Here is a 24,646-nt window from a genome sequence, read left to right on the forward strand (position 1 = left end):
TCACATGCGGAACACGCCGAACTTCGTCTCGGGGATCGGCGCGTTCAGGCTCGCCGACAGGCCCAGCGCCAGCACGCGGCGCGTGTCGGCCGGGTCGATCACGCCGTCGTCCCACAGCCGCGCGCTCGCGTAGTACGGGTGGCCCTGGCGCTCGTACTGCGCGCGGATCGGCGCCTTGAACGCCTCCTCCTCGTCGGCGCTCCAGGTGCCGCCCTTGGCCTCGATGCCGTCGCGCCGCACGGTGGCGAGCACGCTGGCGGCCTGCTCGCCGCCCATCACGCTGATGCGCGCGTTCGGCCACATCCACAGGAACCGCGGCGAGTACGCGCGCCCGCACATGCCGTAGTTGCCGGCGCCGAAGCTGCCGCCGATGATCACGGTGAACTTGGGCACCTGCGCGCACGCGACCGCGGTCACCATCTTCGCGCCGGCGCGCGCGATGCCCTCGTTCTCGTACTTCTGCCCGACCATGAAGCCGGTGATGTTCTGCAGGAACACCAGCGGCACCTTGCGCTGGCAGCACAGCTCGACGAAGTGCGCGCCCTTGTTCGCGCTCTCCGAGAACAGGATGCCGTTGTTGGCGACGATGCCCACCGGCATGCCCTCGATGTGCGCGAAACCGGTGACGAGCGTCGAGCCGTAGCGCGCCTTGAACTCGTCGAACTCGCTGCCGTCGACGATGCGCGCGATGACTTCGCGCACGTCGAAGGGCTTGCGCGCGTCGGTCGGGATCACGCCGTGCAGTTCCTCGGGCGCGTACTTTGGCGGGCGCGGCGGCTGGCAGGCCAGCGGGTTCGCCTTGCGCCAGTTCAGGTTCGCGACCGCCGCGCGCGCGAGCGCGAGCGCGTGCGTGTCGTTCTCGGCGAGGTGGTCGGCCACGCCCGACAGCCGCGTGTGCACGTCGCCGCCGCCGAGGTCCTCGGCGCTGACCACCTCGCCGGTGGCCGCCTTCACCAGCGGCGGGCCGCCGAGGAAGATCGTGCCCTGGTTCTTCACGATGATCGTCTCGTCGCTCATCGCCGGCACGTAGGCGCCGCCCGCGGTGCACGAGCCCATCACGACGGCGATCTGCGGGATGCCGGCGGCGCTCAGGTTCGCCTGGTTGTAGAAGATGCGGCCGAAGTGGTCGCGGTCGGGGAAGACCTCGTCCTGGTTCGGCAGGTTGGCGCCGCCCGAGTCGACGAGGTAGACGCACGGCAGCCGGTTCTGCTGCGCGATCTCCTGCGCGCGCAGGTGCTTCTTGACCGTCATGGGGTAGTAGGTGCCGCCCTTGACGGTGGCGTCGTTGCAGACGACGACGCACTCGACGCCGGCGATGCGGCCGATGCCGGCGATCAGCCCGGCGCCCGGCGCCTCGTTGCCGTACATGTCGAGCGCGGCCAGCGGCGCGATCTCGAGGAACGGCGTGTCGGGGTCGAGCAGCCGCTCGACGCGCTCGCGCGGCAGCAGCTTGCCGCGCGCGACGTGCTTGGCGCGCGCGGCCTCGCCTCCGCCCTGCGCGATCTGCGCCAGCTTCGCGTTGAGGTCGTCGACCAGTGCGCGCATCGCCGCAGCGCTGGCCTTGAACTCGTCGGAGCGCGGCGCCAGCCGCGACGTCAGCGTGGGCATGCCTCTCTCCTGTCCGGGACCGCCCTGCCGCGCGCGACGGCCGCCGGTCGATTGACGTTTACGTCAACGTCAATTGTACGGACCCTCGACTGGCCGCCCCGGCGGCACGCGCGCGCAGCGCGTCGAACCCCGGGTAGGCGCCGCGCGCGAGCGCGAACTTGCGCGCGTGCCGGCCCCACGGCTGGCCCGCCGCGAGCGCACGCTCGAACCCCGCGGCGTCGACGATCCACGCGCCACCCATCAGCGTGACGCCGCGCGCGAACAGCGCGTCGGGCAGCACGCCGGCGCCGGGGCCGATCATCACCACCGCGCGCGCGCCGGCGCAGTGCGCGAGCACCGCGTCGAGCGTGTCGTTGAGCAGCACCGTGCTCGTCATCAGCACCTTGTCGCAGGTGCGCAGCGCGGCCGGGTCGAGCGTGACGCGGAAGCCGCCATGCTCGCCGGCCAGCGCGGCCTTCAGCTCGACCACCGTCAGCCGCGCGCCGCGCGCCGTGACCTGCTTCACCAGCGGCGGGAACAGCCCGACCATGCCGACGTGCTCACCGGGCTGCGGGTCGAGCCCGCCGATCGAGTCGGTCGCATCGGGCGGCGCGTAGCCGGCGCGGTCGAAGAACGCCCGCGTCAGCGCGTGCGCCGCCGCGAAACCCAGCGTGCGGCGCGCGCCGCGTGCATCGGCCCAGTCGCGCGCCAGCGCGAGCGCATCGGTGCCGACGAGGCCGCCGCCGTCGGCGCGCAGCGCAGCGAGCGTGTCGTCGAGCAGCACGTACGTCAGCCCGAGCGCACCGCCGTCGAGTTCGAGCGCGGCGAACTCGCCGTCCTTGCTGCCGTTCCACGGCGACGGCGGCAGGTGCAGCGCGCGCACGCGCGGCGGCGGCGCACCGGCGAACGCCTGCTCGAGCGCGGCGACGATCTCGCGGGCGACGGTCATGGCCACGCCGGCTCGTCGCGCGCCGTGGCGCTCAGGAGGCCTTCTTCGCCGCGTCGCGCGGCGGCTTGGCCGCCACCGGCGCGCCGGCCTTCTTCCAGGCGTCGAAGCCGCCCTCGATGTGGCCGACGTTGTCGAAGCCCATGTCCTGCAGCGTCTTCGTCGCCAGCGCCGAGCGCCAGCCGGCGGCGCAGAACAGCACCAGCTTCTTGCCCGACGAGAACACCGGCTTGTGGTACGGGCTGTCGGGGCAGGCCCAGAACTCGAGCATGCCGCGCGGCGCGTGGAACGCGCCGGGGATGACGCCGTCGCGCTCGAGCTCGCGCACGTCGCGCAGGTCGACGAACTGCACATCGTCCATGCCGTGCAGCGCCTGCGCTTCTTCGATGCTGTAGGTGGTGATGGCGTCCATCGCCTCCTGCACCATCGACTTGACGGTCTTCTTCATCGCCGCGATCTTGCCACGCCCGCGGGCCCTCAGAACGGACCGCTCGCCAGCCAGCGCTCGATCTGCGGCTTGCGGTCGTTGCCCCAGAACGGCTCGCCGTCGACGACGAACCACGGCGCGCCGAAGATGCCCGCGGCGATGGCCTCGTCGTTGACCTGCTTCAGGCGCGCCTTCCAGTGCGCGTCGCCCCAGGCCGCCTCGGCGGCCTGCGCGTCGAGGCCGCTGTCGGCGGCCAGCCGCTTGAGCGCCGCCGCGTCGTTGAGCGCGACGCCGCGCGCGAAGTACGCGCGCAGCCCGGCGTGCGCCCACGCCACCGCGGCGTCGTGGCCCTGCGTGTCGTGCAGCCACCAGAACACCCGTGCGGCGTTTTGCGTAGGGATCGGGAACGGCTCGGGCATCGTGTAGGGCACGCCCTCGAAGCGCGCCGAGCGCGCGAAGTCGCGCATCGAGTACTCGCGCTTTAGCGGGTACGACACCGGGCTCTTCAGTTCGGCGGCCTGGAACGTGGCCCCCAGCAGCATCGCGTGCCAGCGCACGGTGCGCCCGTGGCGCGCGGCCAGCGCGTCGACCCACTCCGACGCGATGTACGAGTACGGCGACGAGAAGTCGAACCAGAAGTCGATCGGTGCGCGGCCATTGGCAGTGTTCATGCGTGCAAGGTAGCGCAGCCGCGCGCGGCGCACGCTGCGGGCATTCCCGCAGCGTGGCCGCGTTGACACAAGTCAAGCGTGCCGGCGCCGGCCGCGGCAGCATCGGCGCACGACGGGGCGGTACGGCGATGGCGTGGGAAACGGCGGTGGTGGTGGCGGCGCTCGCGCTCGCGCTGGCGCTGCGCCCCTGGCAGATGCTGCGCCACGCCCCGCTGCGCCACCCGTGGCTGGCCGCGCTCGTGCTGCTGCCGTGGCTGTGGAGCACCGACGCGCGGCTGCCCGGCGGCTTGCCGCTGCAGCTGTCGCTGGCCGCGCTGATGGTGCTGATGTTCGGCTGGCCGCTGGCGGTCGTGACCGCCGTCGCCGTCGCGGCGATCGCTGCGTGGCTCGTCGACCCGGCGCTGGCCGGTGGGGTGGACGCGTGGTGGCGGCTCACCGCGCACGTGGCCGCCTGGAGCGGCGTGCTGCCGGCGAGCTTCGGGCTCGCGTTCGGGCTGGCGACGCGGCGCTGGCTGCCGCGGCACCTGATGGTCTACATCCTCGCGCGCGGCTTCTTCGCGACGCTGCTGGCGATGACCGCCACCGGCGCGCTGTGGGTGGCCACGCAGCCGGCGCCGCCAGGCAGCGACCCGCAGCTGCTGCTGGTGGGCCGCTGGCTGATCGCCTGGGGCGATGCCGTGACCACCGGCATGCTGACGTCGATCTTCGTCGCGTTCCGGCCCGAGTGGCTGGTCACCTACTCGGACCGGCGCTACCTGCCGCGGCGCTGAACCGGACCGCGGCAGTGCCATCGACCGACGCGGCGCCGTTTCAATCCACCTTTGCGCCGCTCGCCTTCACGACGCGCTCGTACTTCTCGCGCTCGCGCGCGATGAAGGCGGCGAACTGCTCGGGCGTGCTCGGCGCCGGCTCGGCCATCAGTGCGGCGAAGCGGGTCTTGACCTCGGCGCTGTTCAGCGCGGCGACGAACGCGGCGTTGAGCTGATGCACCTTCTCGCGCGGCGTGCCGGCCGGCGCCACCAGCCCCCACCAGGTGTCGACCTCGAAGCCCGGCAGCGTCTCGGCCACCGTCGGCACCTCGGGCATCACGGCGGCGCGCTGCGCGGTGGTCACCGCCAGCGCCTTGAGCTTGCCGGCGCGGATGTTCGCCGCGGCGGTCGCGAGGTTGTCGACGTTGAAGTCGACCTGCCCCGACAGCAGCGCCAGCTGCGCCGGCGCGCCGCCGCTGTACGGGATGTGCACGACGAAGATGCCGGCACGCTGCTTGAGCATCTCGCCGGCCAGGTGCCCGGCGCTGCCGTTGCCGCCCGAGCCGTAGTTGAGCTTGCCCGGGTGGGCTTTCGCGTAGGCGATCAGGTCGGCCAGCGTCGCGATCTTCAGCCGCTGCGCGGTCTCGGCGTTCATCACGACGACGTTGGGTACGCGCAGCATCTGCGTGATGGGCGCAAAGTCGCGGGCCGGGTCGTACGGCAGCTTCGCGAACAGCCACGGGTTGATCGCGTGCGACGCCGTCGTCGCCACGCCCAGCGTCAGGCCGTCGGGCGCGGCACGCGCGACCGCCTCCATGCCGATGTTGCCGCCGCCACCGGGGCGGTTCTCGACGACCACCGGGCCGAGGCTGGCGCGCACCTGCTCGGCGAGCACGCGCACCGTCACGTCGATCGGTCCGCCGGCGGCGAACGGCACGACGATGCGCGTGGTGGCGGTCTGCGCGAGGGCGGCGGCGCCGAGCGGGGCAGCGGCTGCGGCAAGGAGCAGGCTTCGACGTTGCATGGCGGTGCGCGATGGGTCGTGACGCGGCCCATTGTGACGCGCCGCCGGCTACGATCGCCCGCGTGACCCCGCTGCCCCAGCCCTCGCCCACCGGCTACGCGCTGCCCGAGTACGCGTACGTGCGCCCGCCCGAGCTCGTGCACGGGCCGCAGCCGCGCTACCCGCTCGTCATCGTCGGCGGCGGGCTCGCCGGGCTGACGCTGGCCGCGGACCTCGCGGTGCGCGGCGTTCGCTGCGTGCTGCTCGACGAGGACCACACGGTGGGCGTGCGCGGCGCGTCGAGCCGCGGCATCGTCTACGTGCAGCGCACGCTCGAGGTGATGGCGCGGCTGGGCGTCTACGAGCGCATCGCGGCCAAGGGCGTCACGTGGTCCCGCGGCGAGGTGCTGGCCGGCGACGAGGCGCTCTATGCGTTCGACTACCAGCCGCAAAGCGTCAGCGCGCAGCCGCCCTTCGTCAACCTGCAGCAGTTCTACCTTGAGGCCTTCCTCGTCGAGCGCATCGGCGAGCTCGGCCTGACCGACCTGCGCTGGGACAACCAGGTCACCGGCGTCGAGGCCCACGCCGACCACGTGAGGCTGCACGTGAGCACGCCCGACGGGCCGTACACGCTCGAGGCCGACTGGGTCGTCGACGCCGAGGGCGTGCACAGCCTGATCCGCCGGCAGCTGGGCCTGAAGGAGCACACCGAGCGCGGCGACGACCGCTGGTGCATCACCGACGTGCGCTTCGGCCACGGCACGACCAACGTGCGCCGCACCTGGGTCGAGGCACCGTTCAACGAGCAGCGCGCCGTGTGGCAGCACCTGATGGCCGACGACGTCTGGCGGCTGGACTTCCAGATGGCGCCCGACAGCGACCCCGAGTTCGTCTCGCGCCCCGACGTCGCGCGCGAGCGCGTGCAGCGCATGCTCGGCCCCGACGTGCCGTTCGAGCTGGTGTGGGTGGGGCCCTACTCGTACCGCACGATGCTGATGGAGCGCTTCCGCCACGGCCGGCTGCTGTTCGTCGGCGACGCCGCGCACGCGAAGAGCCCGTTCGGCGCGCGCGGCGGCAACTCGGGCATCCACGACGCCGACAACCTCGGCTGGAAGCTCGCGCTGCTGCTGGCCGGCCGCGCCGACGAACGCATCCTCGACACCTACGACGTCGAGCGCCACCGCGCCGCCGAGGAGAACATCCGCATCACGAGCCGCTCGGGGCGATTCCTGCGCCCGAGGAGCGAGATGGAGCGCCTGCTGCGCCGCTGCGTGCTCGACCTGGCGCACGAGCACCGCTTCGCGCGGCCGATGCTCAACACCGGGCGGCTGTGCGCACCGCACCACTACGGCGGGCTGCCGACGGTGGGCACCGGCCCGCACGACGGCCAGAGCGTGCCCAACGTGCGGCTCGAACGCGACGGGCGCCCGACGACGCTCGTCGACCTGCTGCGCGAGGCCAACGCGCACTGCGTGGCCTTCGTGTTCGGCGACGCGGTGCCCGACGCCGGCGGCTGGCCGCTGGTCGTGCACCGCGTCGGGCGCGACGTCGTCGACATGCACGGGCACCTCGCGGCGCAGACCAGCGCGCAGCCGGGCGGCGTCGCGCTGATCCGCCCCGACGGGCACCTCGCGGCGGCGCTGCCCGGTGCCGACGCGGCCGCGCTGCACGCGGCACTGGCGCGCACGCTCGGCCAGACCACAATCGCGGCATGAGCACGATCCCGATCCCCGGATGCAGCGACTCCGAATGGAAGGCGCGCCAGCAGCTCGCCGCCTGCTACCGCGTCTTCGACCTGCTCGGCTGGACCGAGCTGATCTTCAACCACATCTCGCTGCGCGTGCCGGGCGAGCCGCGGCACTTCCTGATCAACCCGTTCGGGCTGCACTACCGCGAGGTGCGCGCGTCGAACCTGGTCAAGGTCGACGTCGACGGCAGCGTGCTGTCGAAGACCGAGTGGCCGGTGAACCCGGCCGGCGTGATGCCGCACGCGACGATCCACCGCGCGATCGACGCGGCGCACTGCGTGATGCACACGCACACCACCGCCGGCATGGCAGTGGCCTCGTCGCAGGCGGGCCTGCAGATCACGAACTTCTACGCCGCGCAGCTCGGCGGGCGCATCGCGTACCACGACTTCGAGGGCATCACGGTGCACGCCGACGAGGGCCCTCGCCTGCTCGCGAGCCTGGGCGACCCGCCGAAGCCGGCGCTGATCCTGCGCAACCACGGCCTGCTCGCGTGGGGCGAGACGCTGCCGAAGGCGTTCTACACGCTGTGGCTGATGCAGCGCGCGTGCGAGGTGCAGATCGCGGGCGCGGCACTCGGCCCCGCGATCGCGATCCCCGACGACGTGCAGCGCCGCTGCGCGATCGACGCGCACGCGCACTACGGCCGCGAGGCGATGGGGCAGGACGTGTTCGACGCGCTCGTGCGGCTCGTCGACCGCGACGACCGCCTGTGGCGCCTGTGACGGCGGCCGCGCTCAGCGCGCGCCGTCCTCGTCCCGCGCGGCCTCGGCGTCCGGCGCAGGCCCGGGTGGCACCGGCTTGTCGAGCACGACGCCGTACAGCCGCGTGACCGGCGACCAGCGCAGCGCGATGACGAGCAGCGCCGTCAGCGCGATGCTGATCAGCACCGCGAGGTAGGCCACGTCGCGGATCGTCTCGCCGCCGGGCACGCCCTGTTCGAGCGGCAGCGTTGCGAGCACCGCGGCGGCCAAGCCCTTGGGCGCCATCACCGACGCCACCGCGGCGTCGCGCAGGCCGAACTCGGGCGCGCGGAACACGGCGCGTACGAGCAGCGTGCGCAGCACGAACACCGCGACGATCATCGCCGCGACGACGAGCGCGACGTCGACGTCGGCGAAGCGGATCGAGATGCCGAGGTAGACGAAGAAGTAGGTCTTCAGCAGGAACACGGCCTCGCGGAAGAAGTTCACGTCCTCGGCGCTCAGCGCCTCGATGCGCGTGCCGCGCCCGGCGATGCGCTCGAGGCCGAAGCGGTGCACGTTGCCCAGCGTGACGCCCAGGCTCAGCGCGGCGATCGCGCCCGAGAAGCCGACGTACTCCGTGAGGCCGTAGACGATGAACACGTAGGCCAGCGTCGACGAGATCGTGTTCGGGAAGCCGCGCACGCGGCCGAGCACGAACAGCCAGCCGATGCCGCCAGCGATGCCGATCACGACGGCGAACACGAGCGCGGCGAGCACGCCGCCGGCGACCCGCCCGGCGTCGAGCTGGCCCTCGGCGGCCCACTGCAGCAGCGCGAACACGCCGACGATGCACAGCACGTCGGTCAGCGCCGACTCGAGCACCAGCACGGTGGCCGGCTTGACCGCCAGCCGCAGCGTCGCGACCATCGGGATCACGACCGCCGACGCGGTGCCGCCCAGCGTCACGCCGAGCATCAGTGCCGGCAGCGGCTCGAGCCCGAAGGCCGCGATGCCGGTGGCCGTGACGACGGCGGTCGTCAGCACGAACGAGCCGATCGTCAGCGCGCCGGTCGTGCCCAGCGAGCGCTGCAGCGTGTCGACGTCGAGCGCGGTGCCGCTCTCGAACAGGATCACGACGAGCGCGATCGTCGCGATGATCGGGCCGACCTTGCCGAAGTCGGCCGGCGTGACGAGGCCGGTCATCGGGCCGAGCACGATGCCGGCCAGCACCAGCACGAGCACGTCGGGCACCTGCGTGCGCCGGAACACCAGCGCGAGGAAGTGGGCGACGAACACCGTCAGCCCGATGAACATCACGGTGGTCGACATCGTCGGCTCGCGGGGCGTCGAGGGGGGTGCCCGGACACGGCAAGGCGCCGGCCGGCGGCACCTCAGCCGTACACGTTGGCCAGCGTGCCGATGCCGTCGACGACGACCTCGACCTGCGTGCCCGGCCGCATCGGCAGCACGCCGAGCGACGTGCCGCACAGGATCACGTCGCCCGGCTCGAGCGTCATGTCGTGCGAGATGCGCGACACCAGCTCGAGCGGCGCGAAGAACATGTCGGCCAGCGGGTAGTGCTGCCGCTCGCGGCCGCCGACCAGCGTGCGCAGCACGGCGCCGGCGGGGTCGAAGTCGGTGGCGATCACGGGGCCGAGCGGGCAGAAGCCGTCGAAGCTCTTCGCACGCGTCCACTGCGCGAACGACGCGTCGCGGTGCAGCAGCTCGAGCGCGGTGACGTCGTTGGCGCAGGTGTAGCCGAACACGTGCGCGGCGGCGTCGGCCGGCGCGACGGCGCGCGCGCTGCGGCCGATCACGACGGCGAGCTCGCCCTCGTAGGCCACGCGGCCGTCGTACGACGCCGGCACCGGGATCGGCCGCCCGTGCGCCGTGACGCTGCCGGGCGACTTGAGGAAGTACAGCGGCTCGGCCGGAGGGGCCCAGCCGTTCTTCTCGGCCGCGGCACGGAAGTTGTTCCACAGCCCGACGACCTTGCCCGGCTGCACCGGCGGCAGCCACTCGACGTCGGCCAGCGGGATGCGCTCGCCGGTCGGGTGCGGCGCGTCGAACATCGAGCCTTCGTGCACGTGCACGGCACCGGCTTCGAGTGCCCCGAAGCCGGCGCGGCCGGCGTGCACGAAACGCATCCACTTCATCGCTCCTCTCCCCGCCGTGCCGCTACTTGCGCCAGAACTGGCGCGTGAACAGGACCATGAACGACAGCAGCTCGACGCGGCCGACCAGCATCGCCAGCGTCAGCACCCACTTCTGGAAGTCGGTCAGATGGCCGTAGTTGCCCGCCGGACCGGTCGAGCCCAGCCCCGGGCCCATGCAGTGCACCGACGCCACCGCGGCGCCGATCGCCTCGTCGAGCGGCATCTCGCTGAGCAGCAGCAGCATGATGAAGCCGATCAATGTGACGCCGTAGACGAGCATGTAGCCGAGCACCGCGAAGATCACGTCGTTGCCGACCGGTGCACCGCCGATGGTCACCGGGCGCACCGCGCGCGGGTGGATCAGCCGCGTGAGCTCGCGCCGCGTCTGCTTGACGAGCAGCAGCACGCGGATCATCTTGATGCCGCAGCCGGTCGAGCCAGCGCTGGTGGCCATGCCCGACAGCAGCAGCATCAGGATCGGCGGGAACACCGGCCACTGCAGGTAGTCGGTCGTCGCGTAGCCGGTCGTCGAGGCGACGGAGACGACGTTGAACGCCGCGTAGCGCAGCGCGGTGAGCGCGTCGTCGTAGGTGTGGCGCCACACCAGCACCGCGGTGACGAGCAGCACGCTGCCGATCATCACCGCCAGCGTGGCCTGCGTCTCGGGGTCGCGCAGCGGCACCCACACCGAGCGCTTGCGCACCGCGAGGAAGTACACCGCGAAGTTGCAGCTGCACACGAGCATGAACACGACCGCGATCGCCTCGAGCAGCGGCGAGTCGAAATACGCGAAGCTCGCGTCGTGCGACGACAGGCCGCCGAGACTGACGGTGGAGAACATGTGCTTCCACGCGTCCAGCGGCTCCATGCCGCCGGCCCAGTACGCGGCCACGCACGCCAGCGACAGCACCGCGTAGACGGTCCACAGGCCCTTGGCGGTCTCGGTGATGCGCGGCGTCAGCTTGGTGTCTTTCAGCGGGCCGGCGGCCTCGGCGCGGAACAGCTGACTGCCGCCGACGCCGAGCATCGGCAGGATCGCCACCGCGAGGATCAGGATGCCGAGCCCGCCGAGCCACTGCAGGAACGTGCGCCAGACGTTGATCGACGCGGGCAGGTCGTCGAGCCCGGAGAGCACCGTCGCGCCGGTGGTCGTCAGGCCGGAGACGGCTTCGAAGTAGGCGTCGGTCCAGCCGATCGGGCGCCCGACGCTGTCGAAGTAGGCCTGCAGCGGGATTGCGGCGAACACCGGCAGCAGGCTCCACGCGAGCACGACGAGCAGCACGCCGTCGCGCGCCTGCAGCTCGCGGCGGAAGCCCCGCGCCAGCGCCCACAGCGCCCCACCGACCGCGATCGTCAGCACCATCTCGGCGCCGAACGCGCGGTGCGCGCCGTCGCCGACGGCGAGCGACACGCCCAGCGGCACGGCGAAGCTCAGCCCGAACACCGCCAAGATGATCCCGAGCAGCCCCAGGACCGGCAGCAACGTCTCGATCAGAAGAATGTCGCCCCCACCTGGAACAGCTTCTCGACCTCGCGCACCATGCGCTTGCGCGGCATGAACACGATGACGTGGTCGTTGGCCTGGATCACCGTGTCGTGGTGCGGCATGATGACCTCGGGCTCGGTGCCTTCGTCGTCACCGCCGCGCACGATCGCGCCGATCTCGGCGCCGCGCGGCAGCGCGAGTTCCTCGATGCGCCGGCCGACGACGCGCGAGGTGCGGCGGTCGCCGCGCGCGATCGCCTCGAGCGCCTCGCTCGCGCCGCGGCGCAGGCTGTGCACCGCCTCGACGTCGCCACGGCGCACGAACGCGAGCAGTTCGCCGATCACCGTCTGCGCCGGCGAGATCGCGATGTCGATCGCGGTGCCCTGCACGAGGTCGGCGTAGGCGCGCCGGTTGATCAGCGCCAGCACGCGCCGCGCGCCCAGGCGCTTGGCGAGCAGGCACGACATGATGTTGTCCTCGTCGTCGCTCGTGATCGCGATGAACAGGTCCATCTCGCGCACGTTCTCGCTCTCCATCACGTCCTCGTCGGTCGAGTCGGCGTTGAGCACGAGCACGCCCGGGGGCAGCTGGGTCGCGAGGTAGTCGCAGCGGCGGCGGTCGGTCTCGATGATCTTGACCTCGTGCTTGGCGTGGATCTCGCGCGCCAGGCGCAGCCCGACCTTGCCGCCGCCGGCGATCATCACGCGGCGCACCGGGCGGTCCATCTGGCGCAGCGCGCCGAGCACGCGGCGGATGTCCTTCGTCGCGGCGAGCACGAACACCTCGTCGTCGGGCTCGATGCGCGCGCTGCCCACCGCCGGCACGCGCTCGTTGCCGCGGTAGATCGCGACGATGCGCATCGGCGTGTCGGGCACGAGCTGCGGGATCTCGGCCAGCGCATGGCGCACCAGCGGCCCGCCGGCCACCGCGCGCACCGCGATCAGGCTGACGACGCCGTGCGCGAACTCGAGCACCTGCAGCGCCTCGGGGTACTCGATGAGCTTGCGGATGTAGGCCGTGACCGACTGCTCGGGGCAGATCACCTGGTCGACGGCGAAGCCCGACTCCTTGCTCAGCAGCGGCATGTCGCCGACGAACTCGGGCGAGCGCAGCCTCGCGATCGTCGTCGGCACGTTGAACAGGTCGTGCGCGACCTTGCAGACGACGAGGTTGGTCTCGTCCATCGGCGCGCACGCGATCAGCATGTCGCAGTCCTCGATGCCCGCCTCGCGCAGCACCGACGGCTGGATGCCGTTGCCGGGTACGCCGCGCAGGTCCAGCCGGTCCTGCAGCGCGTGCAGCCGCTGCGGATCGGTGTCGACGACGGTGATGTCGTTGTTCTCCGACACCAGGCTCTCGGCCACGCTCTCGCCGACGCGGCCGGCGCCGATGATGATGATGTTCACGCCGAGGTCTCTTGCTGCAGTGCGACAGGATACAGCCGCCGCAAGACATCGCGGGCCGCGGCGGCCAGCAGCGGCTGCAGCGCCGCCGCCAGTGCCTCGACCTGCGACGGCTCGATGCGGTCACCCTCGGGGCGCTGCGCCCACAGGGCCGCCAGCGCCTCGCGCTGCGGCGCCAGCGCCTCGCGCACCGCGGCGGGCCAGTGCGGCGGCGTCTCGCCTTCGCGCCACTGGCCACGCCCGCGGCCGAAGTGCGCGACCGCGAGGTAGCGCAGCAGCGACGCGTCGACGAGGCCGTCGAGCACCTCGGCGCGCCAGCCGAGCCACGAGCGTTCGGTGCCGCGCACGAGGTTGGCCAGCCGCGCGGCGCCGGCGGCGCCCAGCGCGCCGAGCAGCGAGCCGGCCAGCAGCCCGCCGCCCAGCGTCAGCCCGCCGCTCGCGAGATCGGCCTTCAGGCCCGCGAGCGCGCCGGTGACGACGCCGCCGAGAACCGCGGCCTGGCCCTCGTCGACGCGCAGCCGCACGTCGTAGTGCGTGGCCAGGCGCTGCAAGATCTCGCCTTCGGCGTCGCCCTCGAGGCCATGCAGCGCGATCAGGCGCGCGGTGCCGTCGCGCACCTCGCGGTCCAGCGCCTCGGCGAGCTGCTGCTGCGCGACCGCGACTGGGCCGGCCTCGCCGCCGGTGCGCAGCCGGCTGCCGAGCTCGCGCACCTGCGTGCGCAGCTGCGCGACCAGCCCCGTGCCTTCGCCGACCGCCACGCGCGCCAGCGCGATGCGCGCCAGCCCCGCGGCCAGCACCTGCATGCTGGCGTCGAACGTGGCCTCGCGGCGCGCCTGCCACGCCGCGCGCAGCCGCGCCATCGCCGGGCGCTGCGGCGGCGGCAGCGCCGCCTCGACGGCGGCCAGCAGCACGCCCTCCTGCACCCAGCAGCGCGCGAACGCGTCGAGCGGCAGCACGCGCGTGACGAGCGGCTGCGCGGCGAGGTGGCGCCGCCAGCGCTCGACCTCGGCCGCCTCGTGCGCGGCGTCGCGCGGCGCGCCGAGCTGGTTGAGCAGCACGACCACCGGCTTGCCGATCCAGCCGAGCAGCTCCAGCTCGGCGTCGACGTAGCCGGCCGCCTCGGGCGACTCGGCCGCGTTGACGAGGTACAGCACGACGTCGGTCGTGTCGCGCACGTGGCGCAGCGCCTGCTGGCTGGCCCAGAACGCGCGGTCGCTGAAGCGGTCCCACACCTCGGCGAGGAACCAGCCGAGCGGGCTGTCGGCCTGGCGCAGCCGGCGCGCCAGGCGCACGCTGTCGCCGAAGCCGGGCGTGTCGGCGAGTTGCAGGACGTCGCCGGCGTCGGTGGTCAGCAGCGGGTGCACCTCGGCGAACTCGGTCACGTGCGGCGCGTCGCGCACTTCGCCGATGTCGCGGCCGAGCAGCGTGCGCGCCAGCGTCGTCTTGCCGACGTTGGTGTGCGCGATCAGGCTCAGCGTGATCGTGCCGGCAGCGTCGCTCATGGCAGGGCGGCAAGCGCAGCGTCGCGCTGCACGGGACGCTCGAGCGCGGCTTGCAGCAGCTGCTCGGCCGTGGCCACGTCGGGCTGCTCGAGGTCGACGAACACGGCCGCGGTGCCGAACGAGCGCGCCAGCGCGGCCCACGCCGCGCGCCGCTGCGCGAGGCGCTCGTCGAGCCCGGCGAAGCGCGCGCGAAACGGCCCTTCGTCGACGACGAGCACGATCGGCACGCCGGCCGGCAGCACGGCGGCCAGCGCGCGCAGCAGCCGGCCGTGCTGCTCGGCTTCGGGCGTCGCGCCCATCTCGCACAGCGCGATCGCGGCGTCGGCGGCTGGCGGCGCGGCGACGTGGTCCTCGTCGCCGTGCGCCACCGGCGCGCGCACGTCGAGCTGCACCGCGTCGCCCCACAGCCGCGCGCAGACCTCGCGCAGCGCAAGCGTGGCCGTCGCCGACGGTGCACGCGCGTGCGGCCACACGACGACGCGCGCCGGGCCGTCGCGCCGCGGGCGCAGCATCCGGCGGAAGTAGGGCTCGTCGAGCGGCAGCGGGAAGCGGCGCGACCACCGCGCCGCGCGCGCGAGCGCCAAGGCGGCCAGCAGCGCGCGCGGCACGACGACGGCCAGCGCGAGCGTCCACGCGTAGAGGTGGATCCACGGCGCGGCCGGGCCGCCGCCGGCACCGTCGGGGCCGACGCGCAGCGCGGCGATGCCGGCGACATCGGGCAGCGCGATGCCCGACAGCGCCGACGCCGGCGCGAGCAGCGTCGCCAGCACCGCGTGCACCGCGGCCGGGTCGAGGAAGGTGCTCTGCCAGCCGGCGCGGTAGTCGAGCACCAGCCCGCGCAGGTACAGCCCGGCGATCAGGCCCGCGGCCAGCGCCGCGGCGCCGGCGTGCAGCAGCGCGGCGGCGCGCGCGGCCGCCAGCGGCGCGCTGGCCTGCACCCAGTCGGCGGCATAGGCCGGCCACAGCCGCGCGAGCCCGAGCTCGGCCAGCCCGCGCGGTGCGGCGGCGTCGGCGCTGCGCTGCACGGCGCGGCGCACGAGCGCGGCGATCGGCCCCGGCGCCGGCGCACGCCGGCGCACGAGGCCCACAAGCGCGCGCCACGCGAACGCGACGAACACCGCGAGGTTCCACGCCAGCAGCCCCCACACCGGCGGCGCGAGCAGGTTGACGTGCTGGCTGCCGCCGACGCGGTCGACGACGACACCGGCCAGCAGCCCCACCGCAACGGCCGCGGCCACCGCCGCGGGGCGCCACAGCGGGCGCTGCAGCCAGCGCCACACCGCCGCGCTCGCGGGCCGGTCGCGCGGCAGCAGCCGCTGCAACGCCGCGTGCGCGCGCGCGGCGACGAAGGCCGCGTCGCTGGCCTGCGCGCCGACCGTCTCGGCGGCCACGCGCGTCGCCCACGCGCGGTCGGCCGCGGTCCAGCCGTCGAGCTCCGGCTCGGCGCGCTCGATCGCGCGCACGAGCACCACTTCGCGGGCAGCGACCTCGTCCATGGGCCGCGATGGTAGGGCCTGGCGTGGACGCTACAGCCGCTGCAGCGTGCGCTCGTCCTCGGCGCCGTCGAAGAAGCGCTCGAGCGCGACGCGGAATAGCGGCTCGTCGGGCACGGCGTGCGCGAACAGCGTCATCGACGAGCGGAACTTGACGTCGTCGGGTGCCCCGAGGATCTCGTGCGCCGTCTTGCCCGGCACGGCGAGCATCAGTGCGGTGGCGCGGCGCAGCCGCGCGCCGAGCAGCGGGTGCGCGGCGTAGGCGCGCGCCTCGGCCAGCGAGCCGATGCCGTAACGCTGCGCCATCGCGCTCGTGCCGAGCCCGCGCAGCTGCGGGAACACGAACCACATCCAGTGGCTCGCCTTGCGGCCGGCGGCGAGCTCGGCCTCGACGCGCTGCCACACCGGCGCCTGCGCGTCGACGAAGCGCTGCAGGTCGAACGGGTCGTCAGCCATTGCCGCCCTCGGCGCCACCGGCGGCCATCGCGTCGCGCGCGCGCATCTTCGCGTGGACGTACGCGCCGTGCGGCACGTGCAGCAAGTCGGCGATGCGCCACATCACGTGCTGCTCGTGCGCACTCAGGCGCCCGTCGGCGTAGGCCACGCGCCACATCAGCTCGATGATGCGCACCTTGCGCGCCATGTCGAAGCCCTCGTTGATGCGCGACGTGAAGCGGAAGTAGTCGCTCGCATCGCGCACCGCCTGCTCGGCCAGCTCGAGCAGGCGCTCGACCTCGTCGTCGGCGAGCGCGAATTTCTCCTTCAGCGCGGCGACGACGGCGCGCCGCTCGGCGGCGCCGAACCGCGCGTCGGCGCGCAGCACCTCGACGAGCAGCACCGCCGTGGCCAGCTGCAGCGGGTGCTCGTCGTCGGCCGGCGCTGTGCCGCCCTGCGGCGGCAGCAGCGCGTCGAACAAGTCCTTCAGGGTGCGCAGCATCGGCGGACTCCGCAGGCGATCCAGGTCGCGTCATTGTCCCCTTCCCCCGGCATCTGCCCCCGGCAGCCGGACGGCGCGTCGGGGGCCGCCGGGGGGACGAAAGCGCTGCCTACAATGCCGCGATGCTCCGTTGCGACGTCGCGATCCACGGCGCCGGCGTCGTCGGGCGCGCGCTGGCGCTCGAGCTGGCGTCGCGCGGCTTCGACGTCGCACTGCTGACCGCGGCACCGGCCGCCGGCGGTCCCGACTTGCGCACCTACGCGCTCAACGCCGCGTCGGTCGCGCTGCTGCAGCGCGTGCGCGTGTGGGCGCAGCTGCCGCCCGACGCCGCGACCCCCGTGCTCGAGATGCGCATCCACGGCGACGCGGCCGGTGGTGCGCTCGAGTTCTCGGCATGGCAGCAGCACGTCGAGCAGCTCGCGCACATCGTCGACGCGGCGGCGCTCGAGGCGACGCTGGCCGACGCGGTGCGCTTCGCGCCGCGGGTGCACGTGCTCGACGCCGACGCCGCGGTCGACGCGCCGCTGCACGCGTGGTGCGACGGCAAGCACTCGCGCGCACGCGAGCGGCTCGGCGCCGGCTTCGTCGCGCACCGCTACGGGCAGACCGCGGTCGCGGCGCGGCTGGTGGCCTCGCAGCCGCACGGCGGCGTCGCGCGGCAATGGTTCCGCGCGCCCGACGTGCTCGCGCTGTTGCCCTTCGACGGCGTCGCGCGCGGATACGGCTACGGCCTCGTGTGGTCGCTGCCCGACGAGCGCGCGCGCGAGCTGCTCGCCGCCGACGCGGCGACGTTCGAGGACGCGCTGTCCAACGCCACCGGCGGCGCCGCCGGCGAACTGACGCTGGCCGCCGGCGGCGCGCGCGCCGGCTGGCCGCTGATGCTCGGGCGCGCGCAGCGCGTGGCCGGCCCCGGCTGGGTGCTGGTCGGCGATGCGGCGCACGTCGTGCACCCGCTGGCCGGGCAGGGGCTGAACCTCGGGCTCGGCGACGTCGCGTGCCTGGCGCGCGTGCTCGCGCAGCGCGAGCCGTGGCGCTCGCCCGGCGACGAGCGCGTGCTGGCGCGCTACGCGCGCGAGCGCGCCGCGCCGACCGCCGAGATGGCGCTCGTGACCGACGGATTGCTGCACTTGTTCGCATCCGACCTGCCCGGCGTGAGGGAACTGCGCAACCGCGGGCTGGGTCTGGTGGATCATCTGACCCCGCTCAAGCGCTGGCTCGCCGCCCGCGCGCTGGCCACCTGAAGGAAGCCCCGATGAAGCCGTCCCTGCCGCGCCTCGGCGCCGTGCTGCTGCTCGCCGCGATCGCGGCCACCGCCTCGGCGCAGGAGGCGGTGATCCGCAAGAACCTCGCCGAGCGGCTGCCGCAGCTGCCCAGGATCGACGAGGTCACGAAGACGCCGGTGCCCGGGCTGTGGGAGGTGCGCATCGGCAACGACGTGCTCTACACCGACGAGCGCGGCGACTTCGTCGTGCAGGGCGCGATCTTCGACACGCGCACGCGCACCAACCTGACCGAGGAGCGCATCAACAAGCTCACCGCGATCGACTTCGCGACGCTGCCGCTGAAGGACGCGATGGTCGTCAAGCAGGGCAGCGGCGCGCGCAAGCTCGTCGTGTTCGCGGACCCGAACTGCGGCTTCTGCAAGCGCTTCGAGCGTGACCTCGTCAACGTCAAGGACGTCACGATCTACACGTTCCTGTACCCGATCCTCGGCGCCGACTCGACCGAGAAGTCGCGCGCGATCTGGTGCGCGAAGGACCCGATGAAGGCCTGGCGCGACTGGATGATCGACGGCGTCGCGCCGCCGAAGGTCAGTGGCAAGTGCGACGACGCGGTGCTGCAGCGCAACCTCGCGCTCGGCCAGAAGCACCGTATCCAGGGCACGCCGGCCATCGTCTACGAGGACGGCACGCGCTCGCCCGGCGCGCTGCCCGCCGCCGAGGTCGAGAAGCAGCTCGCCGCGCGCAGCAAGTCCTGACGCCGCCGCGGCGGCTGCGTGCGCCGCGCCGGCACGCCGGCGCCGCTGCGGCCACAATGCGCCGCCATGGCGGCCACCCCTTCGTGCTCCCCGACCGTGACGCCCGCGGCGTCGCGCTGGCTCGGCTATGCCGGGCTGCTGCCCTTCGTCGCCGGCGCTGCGGCGGCATGGGCCGGCGGCGAGATCGGCGCGGCCGGCGCCGCGTCGCTGGCGGCGTACGCGGCCGTGATCGTCTCGTTCCTCGGTGGCATCCACTGGGGCCTAGGCTTCGTGCGCGACGAGCCGGCGCGCTTCGCGTGGGGTGTCGTGCCCTCGCTGGTCGCATGGCCGGCGCTGCTGCTGCCGAGCACGGCGGCGCTGGCGCTGCTGGCGGCGATGCTCGTCGTCTGCTACGCCGTCGACCGCCGCGTCTACCCGCGCCTGGGGTTGCAGCGCTGGCTGCCGCTGCGCCTGCACCTGAGCGCGGTGGCCGCGGCGTGCTGTGCCGCCGCGGCGGCAGCCGCCGGTGGCTGGAGGGGCGCGTGACGATCGCCTACCACGTCGAGATCGCCGACGCGCACGCGCACCTGTGGCGCGTGACGCTGACGGTGCCGCGCCCGGCGCCACTGCAGCGGCTGAGCCTGCCGGTGTGGATCCCGGGCAGCTACCTCGTGCGCGAGTTCGCGCGCCACCTGTCGGCCCTCGAGGCCCGCCAGGGCACGCGCGCGGTGGCGCTGACGCAGCTCGACAAGGCGACCTGGCAAGCCGCCTGCGACGGGCGCGGCGCGCTCGTCGTGACCTACCTCGTCTACGCGTTCGACACGTCGGTGCGCGCGGCCTACCTCGATGCCGAGCGCGGCTTCTTCAACGGCACCAGCGCGTGCCTGCGCGTCGAGGGGCGCGAGGACGAGCCGCACACACTGACGCTGGGCGCGCTGCCGCGCGGCTGGCAGGTGGCCACCGCGATGCCGGTGCAGCCGGGCAAGGCCCGCGCCTGGACCGCCGCGGACTACCACGAGCTCGTCGACCACCCGTTCACGCTCGGGCGCTTCTGGCACGGGCGCTTCGACGCGGCAGGCGTGCCGCACGAGTTCGTCGTCACCGGCGCGTGGCCCGGGTTCGACGGCGAGCGGCTGCTCGCCGACGTGAAGAAAATCTGCGAGGCCCAGATCGCGCTGTGGCACGGCCGGCGCCGGCGCGACGTGCCGTTCGCGCGCTACGTCTTCATGCTGCACGCGACCGAGGACGGCTACGGCGGGCTCGAGCACCGCGCGAGCACGGCGCTGATCGCGTCGCGGCGCGACCTGCCGCGCAAGGACGCCCCGTCCGGCAACGGCCCCGCCGACGGCTACGTCAACCTGCTCGGGCTGATCAGCCACGAGTACTTCCACACCTGGAACGTCAAGCGGCTGCGCCCGGCCGAGTTCGCGCGCCTGGACTACGCGCGCGAGAACTACACCTCGCTGCTGTGGTTCTTCGAGGGCTTCACGTCGTACTACGACGACCTCGTGCTGGTGCGCGCCGGGCTGATCGACGAGGCGCGCTACCTGAAGCTGCTCGCCAAGACGGTCAACGGCGTGCTCGGCACGCCGGGGCGCACGGTGCAAAGCGTCGCGCAGGCCAGCTTCGACGCCTGGGTCAAGTACTACCGCTGCGACGAGAACACGCCCAACGCGACGGTCAGCTACTACACGAAGGGCGCGCTCGTCGCGCTCGCGCTCGACCTGGCGCTGCGCGCCGGCGGCCACGGCAGCCTCGACGACCTGATGCGCCGGCTGTGGCAGCGCAGCGGCGGCGGCGCGATTGGCGAAGCCGACATCGTCGACGCGGTGCGCGCGCAGGCCGGCGACGCGATCGCCGACGACCTGCACCACTGGGTGCACGGCACCGACGACCTGCCGCTGGCGGCGCTGCTCGCGCGCTTCGGCGTGACGCTGGCGCCCGAGGCGTCGGCGCCCGCGCTGGCCGCCGCGCTGGGGCTGCGCGTCAGCGAAGGGCCGGTCAGCGGCGTGCAGGTCAAGACGGTGCTGCGCGGCAGCGCCGCCGAGCGCGCCGGCGTGGCCGCCGGCGACGAACTGATCGCCGTCGACGGCTGGCGCGTGCGCCGCCTCGACGACGCGCAGGCGTGGGTCGCGCCGGGGGCGCGCTTCGAACTGCTGCTGGTGCGCGACCAGCGCGTGCGCCGCGTCGACGTGCAGTGGCCGGCGCAGCCGCCGCGCCCGGTGCAGATCACGCTCGACGCGCAGGCGCCGGCCGCCGCGGTGGCGCTGCGCCGCGCATGGCTGCGCCCCTGACCGCCACCGCGCCCCGGCGCTCGCGTTGGCGCCGCGCCGCCGCGGCGCTGCTGCTGGCCGCCGTCGCGGCGGTGCACCTGGAGGTGTCGCAGCGGCTGGCGGCCGGGCTCGACGCCGCCCGCAGCGCCGGCGCGCTGCCGCCGCCGATCGAGGTCAGCTTCGTGCGCGAGCTGCAGCCGGCCGCCCCGCCGCCCCCGCCCGCCGTATCGCGCCCGCGGCGCCAGCCCCGCGCGGCCGCCGCGCCGCCGCCCGCTGCGGCCGCCTCGGCGGTGGCCGACGCGGCGACGCAAGCCGCCTCCGAGGCACAGCGCGAGCTGGACCCGCAGCCGGCGGTCGCGGACGCGGCACAGGCTGAGCAGGCGCGGGCCGACCCGGTGCAGGCTGACCCGGTACACGCGGAGGACATGGCGCAGACGGCGCAACCCGACATGCCGCCCACCGCCGAAGCCGCCGCGAGCGACGCCGCGGCGAGCGCGTTCGAGTGGCCGCCGTCGACGCGCCTGCAGTACACGCTCAGCGGCTGGTACCGCGGCGAGGTCTACGGCCAGGCCGAGGTGCAGTGGCGGCGCGACGGCGAGCGCTACCAGGTCCTGCTCGAGGTCTCGGTCGGGCCGTCGTTCGCGCCACTGCTGTCGCGGCGCATGATCAGCGACGGCGAGCTGACCGCCGACGGCCTGCGCCCGCGCCGCTACGACGAGGTCACGCAAGTCGGCCTCGGCGCGCCGCGCCAGCGGACGCTGCGGCTCGACACCGACCCGGTGCAGCTGGCCGACGGGCGCACGGCGCCGGCGATGCCCGGCATGCAGGACACCGCCAGCCAGTTCGTGCAGCTGACGTGGCTGTTCACGCTGCAGCCCGAGCGGCTGCGCGCGGGGCAGGTCGTCGAGTTCCCGCTGGCGCTGCCGCGCCGGCTCGAGCGCTGGCGCTACGAGGTGGTCGGCGACGACCGCGTCGACACGCCGGTGGGCGGCGTTGCCGCGGTGCACGTGCGGCCGTCGCGCGAGACGCCGTCGCGCTCGGGGCGCGACCTGCACGCCGAGGTCTGGATCGCGCCGACGCTGCAGTACCTGCCGGTGCGCATCCACATCCGCCAGGACGCCGAGACCTACGTCGACCTGCTGCTGTCGGGGCTGCCGCAGCAGGCGGCGCGCTGACCGCCGCGCCGACCGGCGGGGTCAGGTCGTCTCGCTGCTGAGGAAGCGGTCGGCGAACGCGGTGGCCTGGAAGGCACCGCGCATGTCGCGGATCACGCGATGCGCCTGCTCGACGATCGCACGCAGTTCGTCGGGGTTGCGCGCGCGCTCGACCTTGAGCGCCAGGCCCTCGGCCATCGGACCGAGCAGGTCGTTGAGGCTGCGCACGATCTCGCGCTTGAGCTGGTCACCGAACGCGGGCAGCGGCGCCTGGGGCTTCGGCGCCGGGACGCTGGCCGCGGCCGGCGCGGCGGCCGCTGCGGCCACCGGCACCGCGGTGACGCCGACCGGCTCGACGAAGCCGTCGTCGATCAGCGCGCGCAGCGCCTCCTCGCCCTGCGGCAACATGCGCTTGAGCTCGTCGTCGCTGCGCTTGCCGTCGACGAGGATCAGCGCCTGCCGCAGGCGCGGCGGCAGGCGGTGCGTGCGCGTGGCGATCTCGGCCTGGCCTTTGGCGGTCTTGCGGTAGACGGTGGGCATCGAGCGGTACCTCGGTCAGTGACGATGGCCGCGGCGCGCGCGGCGGCCGGCGGCGCGGGGCACGTATAGTGGATGCGTGCCGCCGGGCACGAACCCCTGGGAATCCCGATGAGCTACGAACACATTCTGACCACCCTGCACGGCGACGGTGCGCTGAAAACGGCGGTCATCACCCTGCATCGTCCGAAACAGCTCAATGCGCTGAACGACGCGCTGATGGACGAACTCGGCGCCGCGCTGCTCGCGTTCGACGCCGACGACGGCGTCGGCTGCATCGTGCTGACCGGCAGCGAGAAGGCCTTCGCCGCCGGCGCCGACATCTCGGCGTGGGCCAAGCTCGACTTCATCGACATGTACCGCGGCAACGTGATCACCCGAAACTGGGAGACGATCATGCGCGTGCGCAAGCCGGTCATCGCCGCGGTGGCCGGTTACGCGCTCGGCGGCGGCTGCGAGCTGGCGATGATGTGCGACTTCATCATCGCCGCCGACAGCGCCAAGTTCGGCCAGCCCGAGATCAAGCTCGGCATCATCCCCGGCGCGGGCGGCACGCAGCGGCTGCCGCGCGCGATCGGCAAGGCCAAGACGATGGACCTGGTGCTCACCGGCCGCTTCATGGATGCGGCCGAGGCCGAGCGCAGCGGGCTCGTCGCGCGCGTCGTGCCCGCCGACAGGCTGATGGACGAGGCGCTGGCCGCCGCAGCGACGATCTGTGGCTTCGGCCTGCCGGCGGTGATGATGGCCAAGGAGTGCGTCAACCGCGCCTTTGAAAGTCCGCTGGCCGAAGGCCTGGCCTACGAGCGACGCGCGTTCCACGCGCTGTTCGCGACGCAGGACCAGAAGGAAGGCATGGGCGCCTTCCTCGCCAAGCGCGCGCCCAAGTTCCGTCACGGCTGAGCGGCCCGCGGCGGGGTCCGGTCGTCGACCGCGGCCCACAGCTCGGCGACGTGCGCCGCCCAGTGGCGGTAGTGCGCGTCGGCCGGCGCGTAGTACGGCACGCCGCGCTCGACGCAGGCGCGCACGCGCCGAACGAGCGGGTCGGTGCCGGGCACGTCGTGCACGCGCTGCTCGAGTTCGTGCAGCACGGCGTGGCGCGCGAAGGCCTGCGCCGGCGAGGTCAGTCGCTCGAACACGGGATGCTGCATCGGATCGACGGCCATCGCGCAATTCCTGTCGCTGTCGTCACGCCCGCCGGGGCAGCGGGAACGAACCGGCGCCGGACCCCGGCGGCAGCCGCGGGGAACCGGTGCGTGGCCGCGATCTTCGTCAAGCCGTCAGCCTGCTGTAGGGTTGGCCGGGAAAAGACACGGGCCGCAGCGCCAAGAAGTCACGCCCGGCGGGCATGCGGTGGCGCACTCAGGGCTGCACCCAGCGCGCGCCGCGGTCGTCGAAGACGGCGCGGCGGTGACCGTCGGCGTGCAGTTCGAGCCAGTCGATCGCCAGCACCTGCGCCTCGACGAGCGCGAACGCCTCGCGCGCGACGCCGGGACCGTCGCGGACGCCAAGCGCAGTGCCCGGCGGCAGCGGCGACAGGTAGTCCTGCGCCGCCGGCGTGAGCTTCAGCCGCGCCCAGCGCGACGACGCGGCCAGCCCGCCGTGGTCGACGCTGAAGCGGCAGCGCAGCCGCACCTGCCAGCCGAACTCGGCCGACCACGCCATCAGCGTGCCCAGCGGGTGTGCGACGATCTGGGCCACCTTCGGCGAGCGCACGTCGGTGTAGAAGACCAGGCAGCGCGCGGCGGCGTCGACCTCGCGCAGGATCACGCTGCGCACGTGGCCGGCCTCGCCGTCGGTGGTGGCCAGCGCCATCGTGCGCCACGGGTGGCCGCGCTGCGCCGCGGCGCGCTCGAGCTGCTGCCAGCAGCTGCGCTCGATCGCGGGCAGGTTCTCGAGGCGCTCGCCCATCGCGTCCCCGCGCCGGTGGTCGC

General features: G+C 73.8%; 25 protein-coding genes. 9 read left to right on the forward strand and 16 right to left on the reverse strand.

Annotation, left to right across the window (positions count from 1 at the left end; genetic code table 11):
- Genes DRV96_RS07525 through DRV96_RS07540 form a run of 4 tightly spaced genes read right to left on the reverse strand, consistent with a single transcriptional unit; the run spans position 1 to position 3,631 of the window.
- On the reverse strand, positions 1–1,608 hold the full coding sequence (locus tag DRV96_RS07525) for a carboxyl transferase domain-containing protein (RefSeq protein WP_119289505.1): 1,608 nt from the start codon (positions 1,606–1,608) through the stop codon (positions 1–3).
- Positions 1,609–1,666: 58 nt separating this feature from the next.
- Positions 1,667–2,536 (reverse strand): Rossmann-like domain-containing protein, encoded by an 870-nt coding sequence (locus DRV96_RS07530; RefSeq protein WP_119289507.1) that lies wholly within the window; start codon positions 2,534–2,536, stop codon positions 1,667–1,669.
- 31 nt (positions 2,537–2,567) lie between these two features.
- Positions 2,568–2,981: a rhodanese-like domain-containing protein gene (locus tag DRV96_RS07535; RefSeq protein ID WP_119289509.1), complete on the reverse strand. Its 414-nt coding sequence runs from the start codon at positions 2,979–2,981 to the stop codon at positions 2,568–2,570.
- 29 nt (positions 2,982–3,010) lie between these two features.
- The gene (locus DRV96_RS07540; RefSeq protein WP_119289668.1) at positions 3,011–3,631 is read right to left on the reverse strand and encodes a 2-hydroxychromene-2-carboxylate isomerase; all 621 of its coding nucleotides are present in this window, start codon (positions 3,629–3,631) and stop codon (positions 3,011–3,013) included.
- Between the two features lie 62 nt (positions 3,632–3,693).
- Between DRV96_RS07540 and DRV96_RS07545 the strand changes: the two genes are divergently transcribed.
- Positions 3,694–4,401: an energy-coupling factor ABC transporter permease gene (locus DRV96_RS07545; protein WP_235823317.1), complete on the forward strand. Its 708-nt coding sequence runs from the start codon at positions 3,694–3,696 to the stop codon at positions 4,399–4,401.
- A 40-nt stretch (positions 4,402–4,441) separates the two neighbouring features.
- Here the strand turns inward: DRV96_RS07545 and DRV96_RS07550 are convergent, their stop codons facing one another.
- On the reverse strand, positions 4,442–5,404 hold the full coding sequence (locus DRV96_RS07550) for a Bug family tripartite tricarboxylate transporter substrate binding protein (RefSeq protein ID WP_119289514.1): 963 nt from the start codon (positions 5,402–5,404) through the stop codon (positions 4,442–4,444).
- Positions 5,405–5,466: 62 nt separating this feature from the next.
- Between DRV96_RS07550 and DRV96_RS07555 the strand changes: the two genes are divergently transcribed.
- Together DRV96_RS07555 and DRV96_RS07560 are read left to right on the forward strand one after the other, a co-directional pair.
- Positions 5,467–7,098: an FAD-dependent monooxygenase gene (locus tag DRV96_RS07555; protein WP_235823318.1), complete on the forward strand. Its 1,632-nt coding sequence runs from the start codon at positions 5,467–5,469 to the stop codon at positions 7,096–7,098.
- Positions 7,095–7,856: a class II aldolase/adducin family protein gene (locus DRV96_RS07560; protein WP_119289518.1), complete on the forward strand. Its 762-nt coding sequence runs from the start codon at positions 7,095–7,097 to the stop codon at positions 7,854–7,856. The genes DRV96_RS07555 and DRV96_RS07560 overlap by 4 nt, the downstream gene beginning before the upstream one ends.
- Positions 7,857–7,868: 12 nt before the next feature.
- Here DRV96_RS07560 and DRV96_RS07565 read toward each other — a convergent pair whose 3' ends face one another.
- The 8 genes from DRV96_RS07565 to DRV96_RS07600 all read right to left on the reverse strand — a co-directional run bounded on the left by DRV96_RS07565 (position 7,869) and on the right by DRV96_RS07600 (position 16,794).
- The gene (locus tag DRV96_RS07565; protein ID WP_119289521.1) at positions 7,869–9,146 is read right to left on the reverse strand and encodes a cation:proton antiporter; all 1,278 of its coding nucleotides are present in this window, start codon (positions 9,144–9,146) and stop codon (positions 7,869–7,871) included.
- A 62-nt stretch (positions 9,147–9,208) separates the two neighbouring features.
- Positions 9,209–9,973, reverse strand: coding sequence for a fumarylacetoacetate hydrolase family protein (locus DRV96_RS07570; RefSeq protein ID WP_119289523.1), 765 nt, complete (start codon positions 9,971–9,973; stop codon positions 9,209–9,211).
- Between the two features lie 22 nt (positions 9,974–9,995).
- Entirely contained in the window at positions 9,996–11,465 is a 1,470-nt protein-coding gene (locus DRV96_RS07575) for a TrkH family potassium uptake protein (protein ID WP_119289525.1), read from the reverse strand.
- Positions 11,465–12,865, reverse strand: coding sequence for a Trk system potassium transporter TrkA (trkA, locus tag DRV96_RS07580; protein ID WP_119289527.1), 1,401 nt, complete (start codon positions 12,863–12,865; stop codon positions 11,465–11,467). The genes DRV96_RS07575 and trkA overlap by 1 nt, the downstream gene beginning before the upstream one ends.
- Entirely contained in the window at positions 12,862–14,364 is a 1,503-nt protein-coding gene (locus tag DRV96_RS07585) for a GTPase domain-containing protein (RefSeq protein ID WP_119289529.1), read from the reverse strand. The genes trkA and DRV96_RS07585 overlap by 4 nt, the downstream gene beginning before the upstream one ends.
- The gene (locus DRV96_RS07590; protein WP_119289531.1) at positions 14,361–15,860 is read right to left on the reverse strand and encodes a DUF2868 domain-containing protein; all 1,500 of its coding nucleotides are present in this window, start codon (positions 15,858–15,860) and stop codon (positions 14,361–14,363) included. Before DRV96_RS07590 ends, DRV96_RS07585 begins: the two co-directional genes overlap by 4 nt.
- 30 nt (positions 15,861–15,890) lie before the next feature.
- Complete coding sequence (locus tag DRV96_RS07595; protein WP_119289533.1) at positions 15,891–16,313, reverse strand: DUF1810 domain-containing protein; 423 nt, start codon at positions 16,311–16,313, stop codon at positions 15,891–15,893.
- Positions 16,306–16,794 (reverse strand): tellurite resistance TerB family protein, encoded by a 489-nt coding sequence (locus DRV96_RS07600; protein ID WP_119289535.1) that lies wholly within the window; start codon positions 16,792–16,794, stop codon positions 16,306–16,308. The genes DRV96_RS07595 and DRV96_RS07600 overlap by 8 nt, the downstream gene beginning before the upstream one ends.
- Positions 16,795–16,916: 122 nt before the next feature.
- Between DRV96_RS07600 and DRV96_RS07605 the strand changes: the two genes are divergently transcribed.
- The 5 genes from DRV96_RS07605 (at position 16,917) to DRV96_RS07625 (ending at position 22,199) form a co-directional block, all read left to right on the forward strand.
- Positions 16,917–18,035, forward strand: coding sequence for an FAD-dependent monooxygenase (locus DRV96_RS07605; protein ID WP_119289537.1), 1,119 nt, complete (start codon positions 16,917–16,919; stop codon positions 18,033–18,035).
- An 11-nt stretch (positions 18,036–18,046) separates the two neighbouring features.
- Complete coding sequence (locus DRV96_RS07610; protein ID WP_119289539.1) at positions 18,047–18,772, forward strand: DsbC family protein; 726 nt, start codon at positions 18,047–18,049, stop codon at positions 18,770–18,772.
- Positions 18,773–18,838: 66 nt separating this feature from the next.
- The gene (locus tag DRV96_RS07615) at positions 18,839–19,297 is read left to right on the forward strand and encodes a DUF3429 domain-containing protein (RefSeq protein WP_119289541.1); all 459 of its coding nucleotides are present in this window, start codon (positions 18,839–18,841) and stop codon (positions 19,295–19,297) included.
- A complete protein-coding gene (locus DRV96_RS07620) occupies positions 19,294–21,045 on the forward strand; it encodes a M61 family metallopeptidase (RefSeq protein WP_235823319.1) in 1,752 nt (583 codons plus the stop codon). Before DRV96_RS07615 ends, DRV96_RS07620 begins: the two co-directional genes overlap by 4 nt.
- Positions 21,030–22,199: a DUF3108 domain-containing protein gene (locus DRV96_RS07625; protein WP_162910979.1), complete on the forward strand. Its 1,170-nt coding sequence runs from the start codon at positions 21,030–21,032 to the stop codon at positions 22,197–22,199. The genes DRV96_RS07620 and DRV96_RS07625 overlap by 16 nt, the downstream gene beginning before the upstream one ends.
- A 21-nt stretch (positions 22,200–22,220) precedes the next feature.
- Here DRV96_RS07625 and DRV96_RS07630 read toward each other — a convergent pair whose 3' ends face one another.
- Positions 22,221–22,718: a hypothetical protein gene (locus DRV96_RS07630; RefSeq protein ID WP_119289546.1), complete on the reverse strand. Its 498-nt coding sequence runs from the start codon at positions 22,716–22,718 to the stop codon at positions 22,221–22,223.
- Between the two features lie 108 nt (positions 22,719–22,826).
- Between DRV96_RS07630 and DRV96_RS07635 the strand changes: the two genes are divergently transcribed.
- A complete protein-coding gene (locus DRV96_RS07635; protein ID WP_119289548.1) occupies positions 22,827–23,615 on the forward strand; it encodes an enoyl-CoA hydratase in 789 nt (262 codons plus the stop codon).
- On the opposite strand, the gene DRV96_RS07640 is transcribed toward DRV96_RS07635, so the two are convergent.
- Positions 23,606–23,878 carry a hypothetical protein gene (locus DRV96_RS07640; protein WP_119289550.1) on the reverse strand — a complete coding sequence of 91 codons (273 nt, stop codon included), beginning with the start codon at positions 23,876–23,878 and terminating at the stop codon, positions 23,606–23,608. The genes DRV96_RS07635 and DRV96_RS07640 overlap by 10 nt on opposite strands.
- 196 nt (positions 23,879–24,074) lie before the next feature.
- Positions 24,075–24,623, reverse strand: coding sequence for a PNPOx family protein (locus DRV96_RS07645; RefSeq protein ID WP_119289552.1), 549 nt, complete (start codon positions 24,621–24,623; stop codon positions 24,075–24,077).
- Positions 24,624–24,646: the final 23 nt, after the last annotated feature.

Origin of the sequence: Azohydromonas sediminis (genome assembly GCF_003574675.1) — a bacterium.
GTDB classification, from domain to species: Bacteria; Pseudomonadota; Gammaproteobacteria; order Burkholderiales; family Burkholderiaceae_C; genus Calidifontimicrobium; species Calidifontimicrobium sediminis.

What these genes read in the sequence shown, in the direction of transcription:
- DRV96_RS07525 (WP_119289505.1), bottom strand. Translation starts at nt 1,608, where the DNA reads ATGCCCACGCTGACGTCGCGGCTGGCGCCGCGCTCCGACGAGTTCAAG.
- DRV96_RS07530 (WP_119289507.1), bottom strand. Translation starts at nt 2,536, where the DNA reads ATGACCGTCGCCCGCGAGATCGTCGCCGCGCTCGAGCAGGCGTTCGCC.
- DRV96_RS07535 (WP_119289509.1), bottom strand. Translation starts at nt 2,981, where the DNA reads ATGAAGAAGACCGTCAAGTCGATGGTGCAGGAGGCGATGGACGCCATC.
- DRV96_RS07540 (WP_119289668.1), bottom strand. Translation starts at nt 3,631, where the DNA reads ATGAACACTGCCAATGGCCGCGCACCGATCGACTTCTGGTTCGACTTC.
- DRV96_RS07550 (WP_119289514.1), bottom strand. Translation starts at nt 5,404, where the DNA reads ATGCAACGTCGAAGCCTGCTCCTTGCCGCAGCCGCTGCCCCGCTCGGC.
- DRV96_RS07560 (WP_119289518.1), top strand. Translation starts at nt 7,095, where the DNA reads ATGAGCACGATCCCGATCCCCGGATGCAGCGACTCCGAATGGAAGGCG.
- DRV96_RS07565 (WP_119289521.1), bottom strand. Translation starts at nt 9,146, where the DNA reads ATGTCGACCACCGTGATGTTCATCGGGCTGACGGTGTTCGTCGCCCAC.
- DRV96_RS07570 (WP_119289523.1), bottom strand. Translation starts at nt 9,973, where the DNA reads ATGAAGTGGATGCGTTTCGTGCACGCCGGCCGCGCCGGCTTCGGGGCA.
- DRV96_RS07585 (WP_119289529.1), bottom strand. Translation starts at nt 14,364, where the DNA reads ATGAGCGACGCTGCCGGCACGATCACGCTGAGCCTGATCGCGCACACC.
- DRV96_RS07590 (WP_119289531.1), bottom strand. Translation starts at nt 15,860, where the DNA reads ATGGACGAGGTCGCTGCCCGCGAAGTGGTGCTCGTGCGCGCGATCGAG.
- DRV96_RS07595 (WP_119289533.1), bottom strand. Translation starts at nt 16,313, where the DNA reads ATGGCTGACGACCCGTTCGACCTGCAGCGCTTCGTCGACGCGCAGGCG.
- DRV96_RS07600 (WP_119289535.1), bottom strand. Translation starts at nt 16,794, where the DNA reads ATGCTGCGCACCCTGAAGGACTTGTTCGACGCGCTGCTGCCGCCGCAG.
- DRV96_RS07605 (WP_119289537.1), top strand. Translation starts at nt 16,917, where the DNA reads ATGCTCCGTTGCGACGTCGCGATCCACGGCGCCGGCGTCGTCGGGCGC.
- DRV96_RS07610 (WP_119289539.1), top strand. Translation starts at nt 18,047, where the DNA reads ATGAAGCCGTCCCTGCCGCGCCTCGGCGCCGTGCTGCTGCTCGCCGCG.
- DRV96_RS07615 (WP_119289541.1), top strand. Translation starts at nt 18,839, where the DNA reads ATGGCGGCCACCCCTTCGTGCTCCCCGACCGTGACGCCCGCGGCGTCG.
- DRV96_RS07625 (WP_162910979.1), top strand. Translation starts at nt 21,030, where the DNA reads ATGGCTGCGCCCCTGACCGCCACCGCGCCCCGGCGCTCGCGTTGGCGC.
- DRV96_RS07630 (WP_119289546.1), bottom strand. Translation starts at nt 22,718, where the DNA reads ATGCCCACCGTCTACCGCAAGACCGCCAAAGGCCAGGCCGAGATCGCC.
- DRV96_RS07635 (WP_119289548.1), top strand. Translation starts at nt 22,827, where the DNA reads ATGAGCTACGAACACATTCTGACCACCCTGCACGGCGACGGTGCGCTG.
- DRV96_RS07640 (WP_119289550.1), bottom strand. Translation starts at nt 23,878, where the DNA reads ATGGCCGTCGATCCGATGCAGCATCCCGTGTTCGAGCGACTGACCTCG.
- DRV96_RS07645 (WP_119289552.1), bottom strand. Translation starts at nt 24,623, where the DNA reads ATGGGCGAGCGCCTCGAGAACCTGCCCGCGATCGAGCGCAGCTGCTGG.